Here is a 17229-nt window from a genome sequence, read left to right on the forward strand (position 1 = left end):
CGTCGTCATGAACCCACTCCGATTTTCACCGTGCTGCCAAGGGATACGCCGAGTCGGCGGTGCACCGCCGAGCCGGACGAATTCACCGGGAGCCACACCACCCGGTCGGGCATGTCGGTGATCACCAGCGGCAGGCTGATGGATCCGTGCGACGTGCTGACCGTGACCGCGTCGCCGTCGGCCGCGCCGATTTCGGCGGCCGTATCCGCGGACAGCCGGGCGACCGGCTTGCGCGCGGTGCCCGCCAAATGTGGCTCGCCATCCTGCATTCGGGCGTTGTCCAGCAGCATCCGCCAGCCCGCCAACACCGCCTCACCCGCGGCGGGCTGGGCGGGCTCCGGCGCCGCGACGTCCGGGTTCGCGGCGCGCTTGCCGTCCCAGTGCCGCAGCGCGTTCAGTTCTTCGCGGGCCGTGTTGACGGTGGACATGCCCAGATAGACGCCCATCTCGTCGGCCAGCGTGTCCAGCACCTGATGGTCGGACTGGCTGGCTTCCTGGGTGTTCCGCAGCGCCGCCTCGAACGGCCGGAAGCGACCCTCCCAGTTGACGAAAGCACCGGCCTTCTGCGCCGTCGGCGCGACCGGAAAGACGACGTCGGCGCGTTCGGTGACGGCGCTGTGCCGCAGCTCCAGGCTGACCACGAAGCCGACGCCGTCCAGCGCCGCCAGCACCGCTTGCGGGTCGGTGAAGTCGTCGGGCTCGACACCGCCGACCAGCAGCGCGCCCAGCGTGCCGTCGGAGGCGGCGGCCAGGATTGCGTCGACGTCACGTCCACTGCCGGAAGGCAATTCGGACACGTTCCACGCCTGTGCGACCTGCGCCCGGGCGTTCTCGTCGTCGACCGGGCGGCCACCGGGCAGCAGCCCCGGCAGCGCGCCGGCCTCCAGCGCGCCCCGCTCACCGGCGCGGCGCGGCACCCAGGCCAGGCGGGCGCCGGTGGTGTCGGCGAGCCGCGCCGCGGCGGACAGGGCGCCCGGCACCGTGGCCAGGCGTTCGCCCAACATGATGACCGCGCCGGCGGTGGAGAGCAGGTCACCCACCTCGCCGGTGGCCAAGCCGTCGAGCGCCGAAGCCTCGGCGCCGGGAACGGTTTTGATCAGCCGCCCGGACATCTTGGTCAGCGCGCGGGTGGCGAACGGCGCGATCGCGTACACCGGCACCCCGTGCTTGCGGGCCGCCTTGCGCAACCGCAAGAACACGATCGGCGACTCGTCTTCGGGCTCGAATCCGGCCAGCACGACCACGGGGGCCGATTCCAGATCCGAGTAGCTGACGGTGATCGGCTTGCCGGCGATGCGGGCGGCCAGGAAGTCGGCCTCCTCGGCCGAGCTCGGCCGGGCGCGGAAGTCGATGTCGTTGCTGTCCAGCACGATTCGCGCGAACTTGGAGTAGGCGTAGGCATCCTCGAGAGTCGCCCGGCCGCCGACCAGCACACCGGTGCGGCCACGCGCCGCCTCGAGGCCCCTCGTCGCGACGGCGATCGCGTGCGACCACGAGGCCGGCTGCAGGGTGCCGTCGGCGTCGCGGATCAGGGGAGTGGCGATGACATCGGCCTGGGTCGCGTAGGTGAACGCCCAGCGGCCCTTGTCGCAGTTCCACTCCTCGTTGACTTCGGGATCGTCGCCGGCCAGCCGGCGCAGCACCCTGCCGCGGCGGTGGTCCGTGCGCTGTGCGCACCCCGAAGCGCAGTGCTCGCAGACGCTGGGGCTGGAAACCAAGTCGAACGGGCGGGCCCGGAACCGGTATGAGCTCCCGGTCAGCGCGCCCACCGGGCAGATCTGCACGCTGTTGCCCGAGAAATACGAATCGAACGGTTCGTTGGCGTAGATGCCGACCTGCTGCAGGGCGCCCCGTTCCTGCATGTCGATGAAGGGGTCGCCGGCGATCTGCTCGGAGAACCGGGTGCAGCGCGCACACAGGATGCAGCGCTCCCGGTCCAGCAGGACCTGCGACGAGATGTTGATCGGCTTGGCGAAGGTGCGCTTGACGTCTTCGAAGCGAGAATCGGCGCGCCCGTTGGACATCGCCTGGTTCTGCAGCGGGCATTCGCCGCCCTTGTCGCACATCGGGCAGTCCAGCGGGTGGTTAATCAGCAGCAGTTCCATCACGCCGTGCTGGGCCTTGTCGGCGGCCTCCGACGTGAGCTGGGTGCGCACCACCATGTCGTCGGTTGCGACCGTGGTGCACGAGGCCATCGGCTTCCGCTGGCCTTCGACCTCGACCAGACACTGCCGGCACGCGCCGACCGGCTCCAGCAGCGGGTGGTCGCAGAACCGCGGGATCTGGATGCCCATCAACTCGGCGGCCCGGATCACCAGAGTTCCCTTGGGAACGCTGATCTCGTTGCCGTCGATGGTCAGCGTCACCATGTCCGGCGGACGCACCTCATCGCCGGTCTCGGTTTTGGCCGCCTGGGTCATAGGCGCCGCTCCTCCTCATCGCTTCGCTCTGCATCGTCGCCGTCGCGGGTCATAAACGCCTCAAGCCTTTCCGTTCGGCGTCAGCATGGAGTCTCGTGGATCGAAGGGGCATCCGCCGCCCTCGACGTGCGCGACGTATTCGTCGCGGAAGAACTTGATCGACGACATCACCGGGCTGGCGGCGCCATCACCCAAGGCGCAGAACGACTTCCCCAGGATGGTGTCGGAGATGTCCAGCAGCTTCTGGATGTCCTCGCTGGTGCCCTTGCCCGTTTCCAGCCGCTCGTAGATCTGGTCCAGCCAGAAGGTGCCCTCGCGGCACGGCGTGCATTTTCCGCACGACTCGTGCTTGTAGAAGTACGTCCAGCGCCGCACGGCACGCACCACGCAGGTGGTCTCGTCGAAGATCTCCAGCGCCTTGGTGCCCAGCATCGAGCCAACCCCGCCGACACCCTCGTAGTCCAACGGCACGTCGAGGTGCTCGTCGGTCAGCAACGGGGTCGACGATCCGCCGGGGGTCCAGAACTTGAGCCGATGCCCGGCGCGCACACCACTCGCGTAGGCGAGCAACTCCCGCAACGTGATTCCCAGCGGGGCCTCGTACTGCCCCGGGCGTGCGACGTGCCCGGACAGCGAATACAGCGTGAAGCCCGGGGACTTCTCACTGCCCATCGAACGGAACCAGTCCACGCCGTTGCCGATGATCGACGGCACGCTCGCGATGGTCTCGACGTTGTTGATCACCGTGGGGCAGCCGTACAGCCCGGCCACGGCGGGGAACGGCGGACGCAGCCGCGGCTGGCCGCGGCGGCCTTCCAGCGAATCCAGCAGCGCGGTTTCCTCACCGCAGATGTAGGCGCCGGCACCGGCGTGCACCACCAGCTCGAGGTCAAAGCCCGAGCCGTTGATGTCGCGGCCCAAGTAACCGGCTGCGTAGGCCTCGGCCACCGCGTTCTGCAGGCGGCGCAGGACCGGCAGCACCTCCCCGCGCACGTAGATGAACGCGTGACTGGCCCGGATCGCGTACGCGGCGATGATCACGCCCTCGACGAGGACGTGCGGCGTCGCCAGCATCAGCGGAATGTCTTTGCACGTACCGGGTTCCGACTCGTCGGCGTTGACCACCAGGTAATGCGGCTTGGCGGCCGCACCCGTGTCGCCCTGCGGGATGAACGACCACTTCGTTCCGGTCGAGAAGCCCGCGCCGCCGCGCCCGCGCAGCCCGGAATCCTTCACCAACCCGATCACCGCGTCGGGCTCCATCGCCAACGCCTTCTTCATCGCCTCGTAGCCGCCGTGGCGGTGATAGGTGTCGAGGGTCCAGGATTCGGGATCGTCCCAGAAGCGGCTGATCACCGGAGTCAGCGGCGTTGCCTGCGAAGTGTCGAAAGTCGTTGTCATTACTGGCCTTCCGGCGCGCTCGGCGCCTCCATGCCGTGCTCCTTGGCTACCTTCAGGCCGGCCAGCGTCGCGGCGCCGGCGCCACCCTGCCCCTGGTCGGGACGCTCGTCAGGCAGGCCGGCCAGGATGCGCGACGTCTCGCGGAAGACGCACAGCGGAGCGCCGCGGGTGGGCGGCTTGGGCTCGCCGGCGCGCAGCGAGTCGACGAGATCGCGGGCCGACTCGGGCGTCTGGTTGTCGAAGAACTCCCAGTTCACCATCACCACCGGTGCGTAGTCACAGGCGGCGTTGCATTCGATGTGTTGCAACGTGACCGCTCCGTCGGCGGTCGTCTCGTCGTTGCCGACGCCCAGATGTTCCTTCAGGGCGTCGAAGATGGCGTCGCCACCCATGATGGCGCACAACGTGTTTGTGCAAACACCCACCAGATAGTCGCCGGTGGGGCCGCGGCGATACATGGTGTAGAAGCTCGCCACCGCGGACACCTCGGCACCGGTGAGCCCCAGCTGCTCACCGCAGAACTCCAGGCCCGCCGGTGTCAGGTAGGAATCCTGCGATTGCACCAGGTGCAGCAACGGCAACAGCGCCGAGCGCTTGTTGGGGTAGCGGCCAATGATCTCCTTGGCGTCGACCTCCAGCCGGGCCCGCACCTCGGGGGGATACGTCTTGGGCGCACCCTCGACGACGAACGCGTTGGGCTCGTCGGGTGGCGGCCCGAGCCGGATGAAGACCGGCTGTCCCTGCGGGCCGGTCACCGGTCCACCCCGCCCATGACCGGGTCGATGCTGGCGACCGCGGTGATCAGGTCGGCGACCATCCCGCCTTCGCACATCGCCGCCACCGACTGAAGATTGGTGAATGAGGGGTCTCGGTAGTGCACCCGGTAGGGGCGGGTACCGCCGTCGCTGACCATGTGCACGCCCAGCTCCCCGCGCGGCGACTCGACCGCGGTGTAGACCTGGCCCGCGGGAACCCTGATGCCCTCGGTGACCAGTTTGAAGTGGTGGATCAACGCCTCCATGGAGCCGCCCATGATCTTGGCGATGTGCTCCGGCGAGTTGCCCATGCCGTCGGGGCCCACCTTCAAGTCGGCCGGCCAGGCGATCTTGCGGTCCTCGACCATGATCGGACCCGGCTTCAGCTTGTCCAGACACTGCTCGACGATCTTGATCGACTCCCACATCTCGTTGACGCGAATCATGTAGCGCCCGTAAGCATCACACGTGTCTTCGGTGATTACGTCGAATTCGTAGTTTTCGTATCCGCAATACGGTTCGCTCTTGCGCAGATCGTGGGGCAACCCGGTGGCGCGCAGGATGGGGCCGGTGATGCCCAGCGCCATGCATCCGGTCAGATCCAGATATCCGACGTCCTGGGTGCGGGCCTTCCAGATGGCGTTCTCGTTGAGCAGGCCGCCCATTTCGCGCAGCACCTGCTTGAGTCCCTTGAGGCCTTCGACGATCTCGGTCTCCACGTTGGGCGGCAGGTCCTGCGCCACGCCCCCGGGGCGGACGTAGGCGCTGTTCATCCGGAGACCGGTGATCGATTCGAACAGGGTCAGCACGATCTCGCGTCCCCGGAAACCGACGAACATCGGGGTCATGGCACCCAGTTCCATGCCGCCGGTGGCCAACGCCACCAGATGCGACGAGATCCGGTTGAGCTCCATCATCATCACCCGGATGACGTTGACCCGCTCCGGTATCTGGTCGGTGATGCCGAGCAGCTTCTCCACACCCAGGCAGTAGGCCGTCTCGTTGAAAAACGGTGACAGGTAATCCATCCGGGTCACGAACGTGACACCCTGGGTCCAGTAGCGGTATTCGAGGTTCTTTTCGATGCCGGTGTGCAAATAGCCGATGCCGCAACGGACGTCGGTGACCGTCTCGCCCTCGATTTCCAGGATCAGCCGCAGCACCCCGTGCGTGGAGGGATGCTGGGGCCCCATGTTGACGACGATGCGTTCGCCGGGATCGGCGCCGCGGGCGGCCTCGACGACCTTGTCCCAGTCCTGGCCGCCCGCGACCACGAATGTCTCGCCGGCGCCGTCCTGCTTCGATTCGGTGGTAGTGCTCATCAGTTGTACGCTCTCCGCTCGTCGGGCGGGGGTATCTGTGCGCCTTTGTATTCGACGGGAATTCCGCCGAGGGGGTAGTCCTTGCGCTGGGGATGCCCGTGCCAGTCATCGGGCATCTCGATGCGGGTCAGCGACGGGTGCCCGTCGAAGATGATGCCGAAGAAATCGTAGGTTTCCCGCTCGTGCCAGTCGGTCGTCGGATAAATCCCGAACAGCGAGGGGATGTGCGGATCGTCTTCGGGCGCAGACACTTCCAGCCGGACGCGGCGGTTGTGCGTGATCGACTGCAACGGATACACGGCGTGCAGTTCGCGGCCCGTCTCATGCGGGTAGTGCACCCCGCTGACGCCCAGGCACATTTCGAAGCGCAGCTGCGGTTCGTCACGAAGCCGATGCGCGACCCGCTCCAGCGCGTCGCGCCGGACGTGCAAGGTCAGCTCGCCGCAGTACACCACGACTTTCTCAATGGCGTCGGTGAATTCGACGTCGTCCTTGTGCAAAGCCGCGGCCAGGCCGTCGACCACCTCGTCGAAATAGCCGCCGTAGGGCCGCGGGCTGCTGCCCGGCAGCAGGACTTCGCGCACCAGCCGCCCGTAACCGGACGTGTCACCCGAGCCCTTGGCGCCGAACATGCCGCGGCGCACGTCGATGACTTCTTCGTCGGCGCGGCTGATCGCTTCTCCTGGGTCTTGGTCCGGTGAGCTCATCGCAGCAGCCCGCGCATCTCGATCGTGGGCCGCGCCGACAGCGCCGCCTGCTCGGCTTCAGCGATCGCGGTTTCCCGGTTGACGCCCAGCGGCATTTCCTGAATCTTCTCGTGCAGCTTCAGGATTGCGTACAGCAGCATCTCCGGTCGCGGAGGGCAGCCGGGCAGGTAGATGTCCACCGGAACCACGTGATCGACGCCCTGCACGACCGCGTAATTGTTGAACATCCCGCCGGATGACGCGCACACGCCCATGGCCAGCACCCATTTCGGCTCGGCCATCTGGTCGTAGATCTGTCGCAGCACCGGCGCCATCTTCTGGCTGACCCGGCCGGCGACGATCATCAGATCGGCCTGTCGCGGGGTGGCCGAGAATCGCTCCATGCCGAACCGCGCGATGTCGAATCTTGGCCCGGCCGTTGCCATCATCTCGATGGCGCAGCAGGCCAACCCGAACGTCGCCGGCCACAGCGAGTTCTTGCGGACGTAGCCCGCGACCTTCTCGACTGTTGACAGCAGAATCCCGCCGGGCAGCTGTTCCTCAAGACCCACGACTTACCTCAATCCCACGTCAGGCCGCCGCGGCGCCACACGTAGGCGTAGGCCACGAAAACCGTCAGCATGAACACCACCATTTCGACCAACGCGAACGTGCCCAGCGCGTCGTAGCTGACCGCCCAGGGATACAGGAACACGATTTCGATGTCGAAGACGATGAAGAGCATCGCGGTGAGGTAGTACTTCACCGGAAAGCGCTGCCCGGCTGTCGCATGCGGGCCGCTCACCGATGTCTCGGTGGGTTCGATCCCACACTCGTAGGCCGCCATCTTCGACTTGTTGAAACGTGACGGGCCCGCCAGGCTCGCGATCGCCACCGAGCCCACCGCAAAGGCGGTGGCAATGGCGCCTAGCACCAGGATGGGTATGTAGACGTTCAACTCGCTCCATGATCCGTCGTACGAGCCGCCTGCAGCGGCCAGGCGGTAACCGGGCTGCTGTGACGAACCGGGCCGCGAGCCCGTCACAGTGATTTACAACATAGCGTCGCGGCGTGCGGCGCGCTTGCCCGGGGTGGGGATTTTCCAGTATTGGCGGTGCCGTGTCCCGCTGTGCTGCGCAAACTCGATAGACGGTGAAACCAACACCCGGCGCCGAACCCGATGCAGCGCACCCGCCGCTCGGGGAGCATCAGCAAAGATGCCGCCGCGCCGATCGCTGCGGCGCCCAAGATCAGCGGCGTGCCAGGGCGGATGGGCCCGTCGTCAGCAACATCGGAATTAGCGCCGGTTGTCGCGTCGACGGAGGCCGAAGTGGTCAGAACTGCCGCATCCGGCGGTCGGGAAGGAACGGCCGCGGCAAAGGCGCGGCGGCGTCGATCGGGTCAGCGAACGGGGGCTCGCAGCAGGCTGAGCACCGTGCGGCCCAGCAGGATGGGGTCGATGGGGTGCGGCACCGCGCCCTCAGCGCGCGACCAGGACGCCAGCCATGCGTCGTCGGGCCGCCCGGTCAAGACAATCAGGGGCGGGCAGGTCTCGAGTTCGTCTTTGAGCTGCTTCGCGATTCCCATGCCGCCGGTCGGGGTGGCCTCGCCGTCCAGGATGGCCAAGTCGATGCCGCCCTTGTCCATCGTCGCCACCACCATGGGCCCGGTCGCCACCTCGACGTAGCTCAGCTCGGGCAGATCGGGGTGCAGGTGCTTGCCCAGCGCGCGAATCACCCTTTCGCGCGTTTGGACGTTGCTGCTGTAGACGAGGATCCGCAGGGCGACGCTGGATTGGGGGGTGGAGTCGGGCACGGTGCAGATGCTACTGGTGTCGGACCGGGTTCAGCGGGGTGCCCGCAGAAATCGTTATTGCAATACCCGCACGAAGATGGCGTCCACCGCCGCCGTTGCCGTCGAGCTCATCATGCCGAGCCGGTTCCAACCCAGGTCGAACCGGTCTCGATCGAGCTTGGTTTCGCCCGTGATCCGGATCGAGCCATCGTCGAGCTCGGAGATCGTGACGGGCAGCGGCACCTCGGCGGTGACGCCTTTGATCGTGAAGCCGGTCCGAAGGTCGGCGGCCTTGCCTTTCGTCGGGTGCACGGCGGTGACGACGACGCTGATCTCCCCGAAGCGGTCGACATCGAAGAAGTCGGCCGAGCGCAGGTGTTTGTCACGCCGGCCGATGCCGGTGTCCAGCGAGGCGGCCTTGATGTCGACGCGACCGAAAACCGCTCCCTTGCCGGTCAGTTGGCCGTCGCCGGTGAATTCGGTGAAGCGGCCCTTAACGTTCAGCAGGCCCCACATGTTCCTGACCTTGAAAGTGATGGACGAGCGGTCCGGAACCAGGTTCCACACGCCGGCCATGTCGGGATCGTGAAGCAGTGTCTCCAAAGTCGTCATCGTCACCCCCATTGTGTCGTGGCGAATCTAGCGCTAGTTCATCAACGGCGCGATCCCGGCGGGATCGAAATATTCGTCGATCCGCTCGATCAGGCCGTCGGTGCCCACCTTGATCACGATGCAGACCCGCAGCGAGATTGACTGCCCGGCATGCCCGGTGGCGTGCAAAATGTGTTGCTGGACGAAGCCCCGGACCGATCCGTCATCGAAGACCTGCCGGTCGAGGATTTCGTAGCGACGTTGCGTGCTCGCGCCGATGAACCAGTCGATGACCCGCATCGCGCGAGTCTTGTCGTCGTCGCGTCGCGAGCCGCTGCGCCATACCGCGATGTCGCCGCTCCACATCGCGTCCACCGCGGCGACATCGCTTCGCTCGATCGCCGTGAACAGGCGGTTGGCCACATCGATGACCGTCGCGGTGCTGGAAGCGGACATGTCTGGCTCCTATCTGGTCGCCGAGCTATTCACTGTCGTATCCGGGGTGCGCGACGGCCAGCCGACGTCGTACCAGGGTTCGCAGGCAGGGGGTGACCTCATCCGCCCGCGCGTCCAGCTCGCCGGCGCGGATCGCTGCGGCCAGTTGTTCCTCATCGGCGAAGCCCAGGCCGGCCAGCGCCGCACGGGATTCCGCCTCGCTTTCATCGAGCAATTCGCGCTCGACGATGCGCAGTGCGTTGGCCGCGACCCTGGCGTGGAAGTTCACCTGTCCGTGGGTCGCTGCACGCACGTCGCTCTCCAGGAATTCGGCAACGGCGGCCACGAGTTCGGCGGCCAGCGGGCGGCCGTATGCGCCGATCATGGCTGCGCCTCGAGCAGGTTGAGCAGGTCCCATTCGGTCTCGCAGACGCGACGGCCGATGGTGGCCAACTCGACCGAGCGGTTCTGCCCGCTCAGATGGCGTTCGGCCTGGAAGCGGCAGATGACACCCCAGCGCAACGTGGCCAGCACCAGCCACCAGTGAAACGCCACCCGGTCGACGGTAGTCGCGCTGGCCTGCTCGTAGGCGCGCAGGAAGCTTTCGATGCTGCCCAGGCCGCCCGCGCCGAGGCTGGCCGGAGCGCCGAATCGCCAGGCCCGGATGCAGAACCACGCCAGGTCCTCGTACGCCTGGCCGACGTGCACCAGCTCCCAGTCCAGCACTGCGGCAAGGTTCGATCCGTCGACGATGAGGTTGCCCATCCGAAAATCCCCGTGCACCAACACCGCCGGCGACGGTGGGGGACGGCGGGCGGCCAGCCAGCGAAACCCCCATTCGAAGGCTGCGGTGGTGTCGCCCATGTCGTCGAGGCGTTGACGCCATTCGGCGAGTTGATCTTCGTGGGTCAGATCCGGAATGTCCGTGTCGGCGCGGTGAATGGCGGCCACCGCCTGCGCGCACTGCTGCAGCAATTGCGTGCGCGCAGCGTGTCCGTCGGCGCCGTCGAGCTGACGCTGGATGCGCCGCACGATGGTCTCGCCCTTGATCTCGTCACAGATCAGATACGGATTGCCCAGCGCGGCCGCCGAATTGTCGGCGATCAGCACGTGCGGGACCGGCGCCCCGGCGGCCGCGGCGGCGGCCTGCGTCCTGGCTTCGAGCTCCATGCCCGCGTGCACGTCGTCGGGTGGGCCGGTGCGCAAGATCAGCGCACGACGCCACGCGTCGGTGACGGCCTCGAACGCCCAGGTGGTTCTGCTGGCGCCGCCGGTCAACGCGCGCAGGTTCTCGACCGCGGTGTCGGCGCCGAGCGCCCCGGTCAGCAACGCAGCCAATTTGGTGCCCAGTTCCGCTGACTCGACGCTGTCCATCACTTCTTGCCGAATTTGAACAGCCGCTGCGCCACCCGGCGGATCTGAATTTCCTCGGCGCCCTCGGTGATGCGGTAACGACGGTGGTGGCGGTAGATGTGCTCGAACTGCTCGTGCCGGCTGTAGCCGAGGCCGCCGTAGACCTGCATGGCGCGGTCGGCGGCGTCGCAGACCAGCCGGTTGGCGCGATAGTTCGCCATCGACACCTTGTCCGAGACCTCCATGTGGTGGTCGCGGTCCAGATGCCAGGCGGCGTATTGCACCAGCAGCCGCACCATCTGGGCTTCGGTCTGGAGCTCGGCCAGCGGCCATTGCACGGCCTGGTTCACCGACAGCGGCTTACCGAACACCGTTCTGCCGGCGGCGTATTCGGCGGCGCGGTCGATGCAGTACTGCGCCGCGCCCAGGCTGCTCGCCGCTTGCCGGATCCGGTTCTCGTGCAGGAAGGTTTGGGCGACTTCCAGGCCGCGGTCCACCTCGCCGAGCACCGCGTCGGCGGGAATTCGCACGTCGGTCAGTTCGACCTCGCCGTGGTCGGTGGGCATGTTGAACGTCCACCAGTAATAGGGGACGTTGAATCCGGGTGAATCGGTCGGCACCAGGAACGCGGTGATGCCGAACGCGGCTCCCGGTTCGCCTGAGGTGCGGGCGAAGACCAGGTCGTGGGTTGCGCGGTGCACGCCCGTGTTAAACCGCTTGGAGCCGTTGATCACCCAGCTGTCGCCGTCGCGTTCGGCGTGCGTCTCCAGCCAGGTCGCATCCGACCCGTGTTGCGGCTCGGTCAGGCCGAAGGCCATGGACCGTTCCCCGGTGATCAACGCCTCCGACCACACCTTGCGTTGCTCGTCGGTGCCAAACCGCTCCATCATGATCACCTGCGGGAAGTTCCCGACGATCGACGACTCGTTCTGCAGGTCGTTGTGCAGGCCAAGCCCCTTGTGCGCCAGGTGTTCCCGGATGACCGCCATGTCGACGTTGCTGCCGTCGCGACCGCCGAGTGAGGCCGGCAATCCATAGCGCAGCCAGCCGGCTTTGTCGGCGCGCCTGCGCATTTCGGAGAGCAGATCCTCCCACTCGCGGGTCGGGATCCCGTCGTTGTCCCAATCGGTGCGCGCATGCTCGCGGCGCTTGTCGAAGTATTGGATGTGTTCGCGTTCCAGCGGCTTGATCTCGGCCTCGATGAACTCGTCCATCTCGGCGAGCACGCCCGGAAGATGTTCTGGCAGAGTGAAATCCATGTCTTCTCCTAAGATCTCGTGAGGCCGCCGTACAAGGTTCTCTTCCAGACCATCGACAAGGTCGCGATGGCGTCTTCGTCGCTGATTGTCACACCCAGGCCCGCGGGACCGGACGATCCGACGAACACGGTGGTGAAGTTCTCGAACAGCAACGCGATGGCAGCCGCGGTGTGCTGGGGGTGCAGCTCGGCGCCGTAACCCTGCTCCTGGGCCCGGCGCACCGAGGCGGCCACGAGATCCATTCCGAACCGCCGGAATTCGTTCTGCACGGCCGCGAAGCGCTGTTGGGTAGCGGCCAGCTGGGCCACAGCGATCATGATGCCGATGTTCTGTTTGAACATGTTCCAGTAGCCGGTGACCACCGAGGTGAAGAAGGCGTCATCGTCTGGGGAGTCCGGCAGGTGAACGCTGAGACCCGACGGCGTCACCACCTCGTGCAAAAATGATTCCGCGAGGGCGGCCAGCAGGTCTTCCTTGTCGCCGAAGTATCGGTAGAACACCGCCGGCGATTTTCCCGCGGCCGACGTGATGTCGGCCAGGGTGGTGCCGTGAAAGCCCCGTTCGGCGAACAGTTTCCGGGCGGCCTGCTCGATGGCCTGCCTGGTCTGGCGGCCTTTGGCGGTCAGCTCGCGGGTGGCCTCCGGGGCGGACATCAGTTCCCCTGCACTTAATGTCTCCGTCGGTCGCCGGCGCGTAACAGGGCGCTCGGCAGGTCGTGCCCCACCAACGACTTCGCCACGTCGGCCGCGGCGATGGCGGCCTGCAGGTCGACGTCCACACCGATGCCGCTGTCGGTCAAAAGGTATACGAGGTCCTCTGTGGCGATGTTGCCGGTGGCGCCCGGCGCGAAGGGGCAGCCGCCCAGGCCGCCGACCGAGGCGTCCAGCCGGGTCACCCCCGAGTTGACGGCGGCGTAGGCGCTGGCCAGCCCGGAGCCGCGGGTGTTGTGGAAGTGTCCGCCCAGCGGTAGGTCGCCGATCACCGGACGCAGTTGTGCGATAAGCGAACTCACCCGGCCCGGGGTGGTGGTGCCGATGGTGTCGGCGATCGACAGGCGGTCGGCACCGCGGTCGCGGGCGGCCGCCGCGATCTCGAGCACCCGCGGCGGCGGGGTGGGCCCTTCGAACGGCGAGTCCCAGGCGGTGGCGATGACGACTTCGACGGTGACGGGAAAGCTGGAGGGGCCGTCATGCGCGATGGCGACGATCTCGTCGATCGCCTTGGTGGCTTCGGCGCTGGTGCGCCCGACGTTGGCCTTGCTGAAGGTGTCGTCGGCGGCCACCACGTACTCGATGGAGCGCAGCCCCGCGGCGACGGCCCGCTTGGCGCCGTTCGGGCTGGCCACCAGGGCCGAGAATTCGATGTCGGGGTAGTCGTGCAGGTGCGCGGCCAGCTCGGCGGCATCGGCCATCGACGGCACCTTCGACGGGGAGACGAACGCGGTGGCCTCCACCTCGCGGACCCCGGTCGCCGCCACCGCGGCCAGCAGTTCCAGCTTGGCCGACAACGGAATTGGCGACTCGATCTGCAGACCGTCGCGCAGAGCCACCTCGCGGATCTGAACGTGTGTCACAGCACCTCCTCGGCGCGCAACTGCTCGAGCTCCTCGGCCGTCTTGCCCAGCAGCCCGATGAAAACATCGTCGTTGTGCTGGCCCGGGCACGCGGGGCCGGCGTTGCGCAGGCGGCCGGGCGATTCCGAGAGCACCGGCACGATGCCCGGCCCCAGGACGTTGCGCTGCAGCCGTTCATCGTAGTGCTCGACCAGCATGTCGCGGGCGCGCAGCTGCGGGTCGTTGACGACCTCGGCGACCGTGTTGATCGGACCGGCGATCACGCCTGCGGCGGAGAGGGTTTCGATGATGTCGCCGGGCCGGCGTTCTGCGGCCCACGCGCCGATGATGTTGTCGAGTTCGTCTTGGTTGCGGCCACGCGCGACGTGCGTGGCGAACCGGTCGTCGGTGGCCAGCTCCGCGCGACCCATCGCCTTGCACAGCCGGGCGAAGACGGTGTCCTGGTTGGCGGCGATCACCACCCACGAGCCGTCGGCGCTGCGGTAGATGTTGGACGGGGCGATGCCGTCGAGCCGGGTGCCGGACGGCCCGCGAATCACCCCGCCAACGTCGTAGTCGGGAATGGTGGATTCCTGCACGGCCAAACATGATTCGGTCAGCGCGACGTCGACCACCTGACCGCGTCCGGTGACGCTGCGGCGATAGAGGGCAGCCAGTGCGCCCTGCGCGCCGAACATGCCGGCCAGGCTGTCACCGAGCGAGAGCGCCAGCCGGGGCGGTGGCCCGCCCGGGAAACCGTTGAGGTGCCGCAGTCCGCTGGCGGCCTCGGCGACCGAGGCGTAGCCGGCCTTGGTGGCGTCGGGTCCGGTCTGCCCGTAGCCGGACACCCGGACCAGGATGATGCCCGGATTGCGGGCACCGAGCACGTCGTAGCCCAGGTTCCACTTTTCCAGGGTGCCCGGACGGAAGTTCTCCACCACGATGTCGGATTTCTCGACGAGCTCGCAGAACAGTTCACGGCCGCGGGGGTGGCGCAGATCCAGGGTGATCGCCTTCTTGTTGCGCGCGTGCACCGTCCAGAAGACGTGCTGCCCGCCGAGCTCGGCCTGGCCCCAGGTGCGCAGCGGGTCCGGGGCCTTGGGCAGTTCCACCTTGATCACGTCGGCGCCCATGTCGCCGAGCAATCGGCCGGCGAAGGGCCCGGCGATCAGCGTGCCCAGCTCGAGCACGCGGATGCCGTCCAGCGGTCCGGCTGGGGCGGGGGTCATTCGGCGCTCGCGAAGTCGTGCCGCACCAGCCAGTCGGTGACGATGGTGACGGCCGCCCGCAGCGCGTCGCGCTGGTCAGGTCCCGCGTAATAGTGTGTGGCGCCCGGGATTTCGTGCATCTCCTTGTCATCGTGTCCGATCGCCTGGAACAGCCGCCGGGTGTGGCTGGGCGTGCAGGCGTCATCCGCCAGGTTACCGATCACCAGCGCCGGGATCGCGATGTCGGGCCCGCAGGCCACCGCGTCGCCACGCGCGTCGTCGTAGCTCCACTGCGAAAGCCAGCCGCGCAGGGTGGAGAACCGGGCCAGCCCGACGGGGCTCATGTTCACCACCTGAGGATCCCCCAGGTAGCAGGTGCCAGGGGCGCGTTCGTTGGGATCGACGGTCGGGTCCAGCCAGCGCGGGTCGGCCATGGTGCCGTGCACGACGAAGCCGAACTCGGCAACATCTGCGTCGGGGCGCCCCGACGATTTCAACTCGGCCAGCTTGTCCTTGACCCATGCCGTGATGCGGCGGTTGCGGTCGATCTGCGCCTGCCGGTAGCGGCCCAGGAATTCCTGGCTGTACGGCGGCTGATTGGGGTTGTCGGGGTTGTACAGGTCCAGCTCGGGATCGCGTTTGGTGGGATCGGATTCGTCGAGGATCGACGCGTCCAGCCATTCGGTCAGCGTGCCGTGCCGGCTGATGTGCGCGGCGAGCAGCATGATGCCGTCGGCGGCGGGCAGGTCGAGTTTGGTGAGGTTCGGGCCGTCGCCGGTGGGGCTGGACGTGATGGTCGGGTTTTGCGCCTGCTGCTGGTAGAACACCGACAGCGATCCGCCGCCACTCCACCCGGCCAGCACCACCTTGGGGTAGCCCAGGCGCTTCTTGGCGTCCTTGATGCACTCGCCGAGATCCTCGACCACCTTCTCCATCAGCAGCGCCGAGTCGGTGCCGCGGAAGCGGCTGTTGCAGTAGATGACGTGATGGCCGGCCCGGGCCAGCGCGTTGATCATCGGCAGGTAGGCGCCGCCGCCGATGGGGTGCATGAACACCAGTACGGTGTCCGACGGCCTGTCCTTGGGTTTGAGCAGGTAGCTCTCCAGCACGGTGATCTCGGCCAGGCCGCCGTAAACGTCCCGCACACCGGAATTGTTCTGGAAGGCAACGAGATAGGGAATCCGGTCGTACTCGTGCTTTTTGGGTTTCACCGCTTGTGTCATTGGCGCCGCTCCTCCTCATCACTTCGTTCTGCATCGTCGCTGGCGCGGGTCATCAGTGTTGTCCTAGGTCGTGGGCCAGTACCTCGGCCGACGGGGTCAGCCGCCGGCGTGTGTCGATGGCGATCACCTGCCAGTCGACGCGGGAATAGTCGTCGAATTTGCGGCGCGCGCGTTCGCGGGCCTTCTCCGGTGCGCCATGGTGAACCCCTTGGGGCGCATGCGAAATCAAACCGGGTGGCATCGGGATGCCGTAGAGCGAGCCGCCGTGAAAGAAGGCGATCTCGTCGTAGTCGACGTTGCGGTGATACCACGGTGTGCGTTCGGTACCCGGAATCCCTTCGGCGGGTTTGGGCAGGAAGTTCATCACGTAGACGCCGGTGGCCTGCATGAACAGGTGCACCGTCGGGGGCAGGTGGACGCTGTCGGAGGTGACCACGTTGTAGTCGGCGATGTTGAACGTGAATGCGAAGTTGTCCCCGCGCCAGCCTTCGACGTCGAGCGGATTGTGTTGGTAGAACAGCGTTGTCGGGCCGCCGTCGTGGATGAGCCGGACCTCGAATTCGCCGTCGGCGCCGTCGGCCTCGTCGGCCGGCGCCGGCTCGGGGATGACCACCTGCGACGGGTCGAAGGGGAAGTGGCGGCCCAGCGCGCCCGGGGGCGGCACCCGGAACTCGTCGGTGGCCTCGATCATCAGCATCGTCGTCGCGCTGTCGGGCAGCTGGCGCCAGGTGCATGCCTTGGGGATGTAGAGCCAGTCGCCCTCCCGATAGCGCAGCGGCCCGAATTCGGTCTCGGCCAGACCGCTGCCCTGGTGGACGAAGCACAGCAGGTCTCCGTCGATGTGACGGACGAAGAACGGCATCGGCTCGTGACGACGGCTCAACAGGATTCGGCAGTCGTCGTTGCTGAACATCAGCAGGGGCCCGCCGTCGGCGTCGGTGGCGTCGCTGGGCTTGAGCTCGCTCGACAGGACGTCGATCGGCCGCAGCGGGCCGACCGACCGGTAGGCGGTTGGGTCGTGGCGCCGGTAGAGGTTGGCGGTGCGGCCGGTGAATCCGCCCCGGCCCAACTCGTCGTCCTTGAGGCCTTCGAGGTCGGCGTGCAGGCGGCGCGGTGTTCGGCCTTTCCGCAGGTGCACAAAGGATTCCATGGACGGCTCCTCCGATGGGGACCAGCTGGGTGGGCGATCAGGGTACAAAACTGAAAGTGACATTACTTTCTCTTTTTGGC

18 protein-coding genes are annotated in these 17229 nt (G+C 67.2%); all 18 read right to left on the reverse strand.

Annotated features, from left to right (window positions below; genetic code table 11):
* Positions 1–5 precede the first annotated feature (5 nt).
* The 18 genes from G6N50_RS27730 to G6N50_RS27810 all read right to left on the reverse strand — a co-directional run bounded on the left by G6N50_RS27730 (position 6) and on the right by G6N50_RS27810 (position 17149).
* The gene (locus G6N50_RS27730; RefSeq protein WP_083093007.1) at positions 6–2420 is read right to left on the reverse strand and encodes an NADH-quinone oxidoreductase subunit G; all 2415 of its coding nucleotides are present in this window, start codon (positions 2418–2420) and stop codon (positions 6–8) included.
* Between the two features lie 60 nt (positions 2421–2480).
* Positions 2481–3821, reverse strand: coding sequence for an NADH-quinone oxidoreductase subunit NuoF (gene nuoF, locus G6N50_RS27735; RefSeq protein ID WP_083093005.1), 1341 nt, complete (start codon positions 3819–3821; stop codon positions 2481–2483).
* A complete protein-coding gene (gene nuoE, locus G6N50_RS27740; RefSeq protein ID WP_083093003.1) occupies positions 3821–4576 on the reverse strand; it encodes an NADH-quinone oxidoreductase subunit NuoE in 756 nt (251 codons plus the stop codon). The genes nuoF and nuoE overlap by 1 nt, the downstream gene beginning before the upstream one ends.
* On the reverse strand, positions 4573–5898 hold the full coding sequence (nuoD, locus tag G6N50_RS27745) for an NADH dehydrogenase (quinone) subunit D (protein ID WP_083093001.1): 1326 nt from the start codon (positions 5896–5898) through the stop codon (positions 4573–4575). Before nuoD ends, nuoE begins: the two co-directional genes overlap by 4 nt.
* The gene (locus G6N50_RS27750; protein ID WP_083092999.1) at positions 5898–6605 is read right to left on the reverse strand and encodes an NADH-quinone oxidoreductase subunit C; all 708 of its coding nucleotides are present in this window, start codon (positions 6603–6605) and stop codon (positions 5898–5900) included. Before G6N50_RS27750 ends, nuoD begins: the two co-directional genes overlap by 1 nt.
* Positions 6602–7156 carry a NuoB/complex I 20 kDa subunit family protein gene (locus G6N50_RS27755; RefSeq protein WP_007772881.1) on the reverse strand — a complete coding sequence of 185 codons (555 nt, stop codon included), beginning with the start codon at positions 7154–7156 and terminating at the stop codon, positions 6602–6604. The genes G6N50_RS27750 and G6N50_RS27755 overlap by 4 nt, the downstream gene beginning before the upstream one ends.
* 8 nt (positions 7157–7164) lie before the next feature.
* A complete protein-coding gene (locus G6N50_RS27760) occupies positions 7165–7542 on the reverse strand; it encodes an NADH-quinone oxidoreductase subunit A (RefSeq protein WP_066989787.1) in 378 nt (125 codons plus the stop codon).
* A 443-nt stretch (positions 7543–7985) separates the two neighbouring features.
* On the reverse strand, positions 7986–8399 hold the full coding sequence (locus G6N50_RS27765; RefSeq protein ID WP_083092997.1) for an Rv3143 family two-component system response regulator: 414 nt from the start codon (positions 8397–8399) through the stop codon (positions 7986–7988).
* 54 nt (positions 8400–8453) lie between these two features.
* Positions 8454–8990: a YceI family protein gene (locus G6N50_RS27770; protein WP_179970074.1), complete on the reverse strand. Its 537-nt coding sequence runs from the start codon at positions 8988–8990 to the stop codon at positions 8454–8456.
* A gap of 33 nt (positions 8991–9023) precedes the next feature.
* Positions 9024–9425 carry a nuclear transport factor 2 family protein gene (locus G6N50_RS27775; protein ID WP_083092993.1) on the reverse strand — a complete coding sequence of 134 codons (402 nt, stop codon included), beginning with the start codon at positions 9423–9425 and terminating at the stop codon, positions 9024–9026.
* Positions 9426–9450: 25 nt separating this feature from the next.
* Positions 9451–9789 (reverse strand): DUF6285 domain-containing protein, encoded by a 339-nt coding sequence (locus tag G6N50_RS28945; RefSeq protein WP_142275422.1) that lies wholly within the window; start codon positions 9787–9789, stop codon positions 9451–9453.
* Positions 9786–10778, reverse strand: a complete 993-nt coding sequence (locus G6N50_RS27780) for a phosphotransferase family protein (protein ID WP_142275421.1) — start codon at positions 10776–10778, stop codon at positions 9786–9788. Before G6N50_RS27780 ends, G6N50_RS28945 begins: the two co-directional genes overlap by 4 nt.
* Positions 10778–12016 (reverse strand): acyl-CoA dehydrogenase family protein, encoded by a 1239-nt coding sequence (locus G6N50_RS27785; RefSeq protein ID WP_083092991.1) that lies wholly within the window; start codon positions 12014–12016, stop codon positions 10778–10780. Before G6N50_RS27785 ends, G6N50_RS27780 begins: the two co-directional genes overlap by 1 nt.
* Positions 12017–12024: 8 nt before the next feature.
* On the reverse strand, positions 12025–12669 hold the full coding sequence (locus G6N50_RS27790) for a TetR/AcrR family transcriptional regulator (protein ID WP_083092989.1): 645 nt from the start codon (positions 12667–12669) through the stop codon (positions 12025–12027).
* Positions 12670–12683: 14 nt separating this feature from the next.
* Entirely contained in the window at positions 12684–13589 is a 906-nt protein-coding gene (locus tag G6N50_RS27795) for a hydroxymethylglutaryl-CoA lyase (protein ID WP_083092987.1), read from the reverse strand.
* Positions 13586–14797 carry a CaiB/BaiF CoA transferase family protein gene (locus G6N50_RS27800; RefSeq protein ID WP_083092985.1) on the reverse strand — a complete coding sequence of 404 codons (1212 nt, stop codon included), beginning with the start codon at positions 14795–14797 and terminating at the stop codon, positions 13586–13588. The genes G6N50_RS27795 and G6N50_RS27800 overlap by 4 nt, the downstream gene beginning before the upstream one ends.
* Positions 14794–15999, reverse strand: a complete 1206-nt coding sequence (locus tag G6N50_RS27805) for an alpha/beta hydrolase (protein WP_083092983.1) — start codon at positions 15997–15999, stop codon at positions 14794–14796. Before G6N50_RS27805 ends, G6N50_RS27800 begins: the two co-directional genes overlap by 4 nt.
* Before the next feature lie 52 nt (positions 16000–16051).
* A complete protein-coding gene (locus tag G6N50_RS27810; protein ID WP_083092981.1) occupies positions 16052–17149 on the reverse strand; it encodes a homogentisate 1,2-dioxygenase in 1098 nt (365 codons plus the stop codon).
* Positions 17150–17229 lie beyond the last annotated feature (80 nt).

It is taken from the genome of Mycobacterium mantenii (assembly GCF_010731775.1).
Taxonomy (GTDB): Bacteria; Actinomycetota; Actinomycetes; order Mycobacteriales; family Mycobacteriaceae; genus Mycobacterium; species Mycobacterium mantenii.

Coding starts and splice junctions, on each gene's coding strand:
- G6N50_RS27800 (WP_083092985.1), bottom strand. CDS start 14,797: ATGACCCCCGCCCCAGCCGGACCGCTGGACGGCATCCGCGTGCTCGAG.
- nuoF (WP_083093005.1), bottom strand. CDS start 3,821: ATGACAACGACTTTCGACACTTCGCAGGCAACGCCGCTGACTCCGGTG.
- G6N50_RS27730 (WP_083093007.1), bottom strand. CDS start 2,420: ATGACCCAGGCGGCCAAAACCGAGACCGGCGATGAGGTGCGTCCGCCG.
- G6N50_RS27810 (WP_083092981.1), bottom strand. CDS start 17,149: ATGGAATCCTTTGTGCACCTGCGGAAAGGCCGAACACCGCGCCGCCTG.
- G6N50_RS27805 (WP_083092983.1), bottom strand. CDS start 15,999: ATGACACAAGCGGTGAAACCCAAAAAGCACGAGTACGACCGGATTCCC.
- G6N50_RS27775 (WP_083092993.1), bottom strand. CDS start 9,425: ATGTCCGCTTCCAGCACCGCGACGGTCATCGATGTGGCCAACCGCCTG.
- G6N50_RS27780 (WP_142275421.1), bottom strand. CDS start 10,778: ATGGACAGCGTCGAGTCAGCGGAACTGGGCACCAAATTGGCTGCGTTG.
- G6N50_RS27790 (WP_083092989.1), bottom strand. CDS start 12,669: ATGTCCGCCCCGGAGGCCACCCGCGAGCTGACCGCCAAAGGCCGCCAG.
- nuoD (WP_083093001.1), bottom strand. CDS start 5,898: ATGAGCACTACCACCGAATCGAAGCAGGACGGCGCCGGCGAGACATTC.
- G6N50_RS27785 (WP_083092991.1), bottom strand. CDS start 12,016: ATGGATTTCACTCTGCCAGAACATCTTCCGGGCGTGCTCGCCGAGATG.
- G6N50_RS27770 (WP_179970074.1), bottom strand. CDS start 8,990: ATGACGACTTTGGAGACACTGCTTCACGATCCCGACATGGCCGGCGTG.
- G6N50_RS27750 (WP_083092999.1), bottom strand. CDS start 6,605: ATGAGCTCACCGGACCAAGACCCAGGAGAAGCGATCAGCCGCGCCGAC.
- G6N50_RS28945 (WP_142275422.1), bottom strand. CDS start 9,789: ATGATCGGCGCATACGGCCGCCCGCTGGCCGCCGAACTCGTGGCCGCC.